The sequence below is a fragment of the Neisseria sp. P0022.S010 genome (assembly GCF_051956635.1).
The window spans coordinates 1-2,953 of the sequence record NZ_JBQCXF010000374.1 but is presented as its reverse complement, the minus strand read 5'-3'; the positions used below and the strand labels follow the sequence as shown (position 1 = coordinate 2,953).

4 protein-coding genes are annotated in these 2,953 nt (G+C 47.7%); 1 reads left to right on the top strand and 3 read right to left on the bottom strand.

Features of this window, described 5'->3' with window-relative positions:
- Window positions 1-296, top strand: a 296-nt coding sequence (gene yfaE, locus ACTHUT_RS16940) for a class I ribonucleotide reductase maintenance protein YfaE (protein WP_440418665.1), incomplete at its 5' end; no start/stop codon positions are given.
- Window positions 297-373: 77 nt separating this feature from the next.
- Here the strand turns inward: yfaE and ACTHUT_RS16935 are convergent.
- From ACTHUT_RS16935 to ACTHUT_RS16925, 3 genes are all read right to left on the bottom strand, one after another.
- Window positions 374-943, bottom strand: coding sequence for an acetate uptake transporter (locus ACTHUT_RS16935; RefSeq protein WP_004520357.1), 570 nt, complete (start codon window positions 941-943; stop codon window positions 374-376).
- A 134-nt stretch (window positions 944-1,077) separates the two neighbouring features.
- Window positions 1,078-1,827: a type I 3-dehydroquinate dehydratase gene (gene aroD, locus ACTHUT_RS16930; protein ID WP_250600463.1), complete on the bottom strand. Its 750-nt coding sequence runs from the start codon at window positions 1,825-1,827 to the stop codon at window positions 1,078-1,080.
- Between the two features lie 27 nt (window positions 1,828-1,854).
- A partial coding sequence (locus ACTHUT_RS16925) for an excinuclease ABC subunit UvrC (protein ID WP_440419150.1) occupies window positions 1,855-2,953 on the bottom strand: 1,099 nt, incomplete at its 5' end.

Here is a 2,953-nt window from a genome sequence, read left to right as displayed (position 1 = left end):
CACTCATTAGCACACACGACAAAACCTTCCAACTCCAACAAGGCGAAACCTTATTGGAGGGCTTGGAGCGCACTGGACACGAAGTTGAATACCAATGTCGCAGCGGTTATTGCGGTTCATGCCGGGTCAAAATCTTGGATGGGAAAGTCTCTTATGATAATTTTCCACTCGCTTTTGTCGCGCCCGGAGAAATTTTGCCGTGCTGCTGCCGGGTTACTGAAGACATCAAGCTCGATTGTCGGGAGCGCATCAAAGAGCCGGATTTATTTGATGTCGATTTATTTGAAGACAAATAAAAAATGCCGTCTGAACATTGTGGTCGAAATCTTTGATTTCATTTTCACCGTTCAGACGGCATTTTGCATGGTTAAGCTTATTTACGCTCGCCAACCGGCAAAACCGTCTTGCCGAAAGATTCGTTGATGACCTCTGCCGCAGCCAAGTAGAACGCACCAAGTGCAGTTACCAAACCCAAACAACCGCCGATATGGACGATGCTATGATTTTCCATGCCATCGCCAATACCCAAAGCAAAGAAAGTCAGCGTCAAGCAAAAGAAAATACCGCTCAATACTTTAGGCTTGGTCAAAGTGGCCACAAACATCATCAGCGAAAACATACCCCATGCGCAGAGATACCAGCCGATAAATGCCGGAGCTGTTTCACCTTTGAAAAAGATGGTAAACAAAGCCCATGTCCACCAGAAGGCGCCATAGCTGATAAAAGCGGTAAAGCCAAACGTATTGCCTTTCTTGAACTCAAACATACCGGCAATAACTTGTGCGATACCACCAAAGGCGAGAGCCATGCCCAAAACTAAGCCGACACCCTCTTGAGCAGTAAAAAAGCCGCCGTTAATCAGACTGAGCAGCCAAGTTGTCAATGCAAAGCCGCACAGGCCTACTGGACCTGGATTCGCCAGGTTTTCTTTAGTAGTAGTCATTTTATTTCTCCTCTAGTTATTAAAATAGGAAGCCTATTGTTACCTATTTTATTTAGAATTGAAAGAAAAAAATGATAAAAAATCAGTCCATCTGAAAAATATTTTTCAAATGGACTTAAATGTTAATAATTAAATTATCCTAAAATAGCCAGGATTTTCCTCAATTCATTGGCATCAATTTGACCGGGAGCCGACGTTTTTCCTGCTGCACCAAAGGTTACGGCTGAGCCGAAAGCCGAGCCGGCCAGACGACTGATCGCACCGATTTTATTCATAGACATAGTAATAATCGGGCAGTTTATACTTTGTGAAACTTCATACGTTGCCTGCAATAAAGTCAATACATCTTGCGGAGATTGCGGCATCACGGCAATTTTACAGATATCCGCTCCCCACTCGGCCATTGTTTTCAGACGGCCTGTAATGTCTGCCAAAGACGGCGTGGCTTGGAAATCGTGATTACAAAGTAAGGCGACAGTTTGATACTCATGTGCCAAAGCAATGGTTTGTTTTACGCCGCTTTCCTCGGCAAAAAGCTCGATGTCGATCATATCAGCTTGTTTGGAACGGATGATTTTTTCCAATAATTCAAAATAATAGTCGTCAGCACAAGGCGTATTGCCACCCTCTTTCGCCCTTCTAAACGTAAACAGTAAAGGTTTGTCAGGAAAAGCCTGTCGGACAATACCTAATTGCTCGGCAATAAAATCGGCATTAAGCGCAGCTTGAAAAAAATCCGCACGAAATTCAATAATGTCAAAAGCCGTATCTTTCAATACACGCAAAGCCTGATCCAATTCCTGCGTATTGGCGGCCACCAGCGGCACGGCAATTTTAGGCAGGCCTTTGCCGATCTCGATATTTTTGATGATGACAGGTTTCATATTGTTCCTTTTTGCTGTTCAAGCCAATCAGTGCAGATGCTCGTAAATGGTTTCCGCCAATGCTTTGCTGATGCCTTCCACTTTTTCCAAGTCCTCGCGGCTGGCGGCAATCACGCCGCGCAGGCCGCCGAATCGGGTAAGCAATGCTTGGCGGCGTTTGCTGCCGATACCGGGGATTTCGCTGAGTGAGGAAGTAACGCGTGCTTTGTCGCGTTTTTTGCGGTGGCCTGTAATCGCAAAGCGATGCGATTCATCGCGTACGGTTTGCAATAAATGCAAAGCCGGGCTGTTGGGTGGCAGGCGGAAGACTTCGCCGGTAAATGGCAGTATGAGTTCTTCCATACCGGCTTTGCGCTCGGGGCCTTTGGCGATACCGACCAAAGGAATGTGCAGCCCGAGTTCTTCCCATACCGATACGGCTACGCCGATTTGCCCTTTGCCGCCGTCAATCAACACGACATCCGGCCATTTGACGCTTTCGCCGTTGGCTTCGGCTTCCTGCATTTTGCCGTAACGGCGCGTCAACACTTCGCGCATAGCGGCGTAATCGTCGCCAGGCTTGGCGGTCGTGATGTTGTAGCGGCGGTATTGCGAAGGCTGGATGTTTTGCTCATCGTACACAACACAGGACGCAATAGTAGCCTCGCCTTGTGTGTGGCTGATATCGAAACATTCAAGGCGGTTGAGGCCGTCTGAATCCATGCCGAGGATTTTGGCCAGTTCATCAATGCGGTGTTGCTGGCTGCTTTGTTGCAGGCGGCGTTGTGCAATCGCCATTTGTGCGTTTTGTTCCGCCATTTTCAACCAGACTTTGCGTTCGCCTATGGTTTTAGTGACAAATTGCATTTGTTTGCCGTGTTCGCCTTCCAAGGCCTCTTTCAGCGCATCGGGAACGGAAAAGTTGCTGATGATAATGTCGGGTTTGCTTTTGCCCAAATAATGCTGGGCGACGAAGGCTTCGGCGTAATCTTGTCCGTTTGGCTCGGGATCGTTTTTGGTGTCGGGGAAAAAGCTTTTGTCGCCGACGTGCCGTCCGCCGCGGATGCTGACCCAGTGTATGCAAACCAGGCCGTCTGAAACCGCCAGTGCAAGCAAATCGATATCGTTTGGATTGTTCGGATTTTTA

Excerpts from the sequence above, each read along its gene's own strand:
- ACTHUT_RS16935 (WP_004520357.1), bottom strand. The coding sequence starts at position 943 with ATGACTACTACTAAAGAAAACCTGGCGAATCCAGGTCCAGTAGGCCTG.
- aroD (WP_250600463.1), bottom strand. The coding sequence starts at position 1,827 with ATGAAACCTGTCATCATCAAAAATATCGAGATCGGCAAAGGCCTGCCT.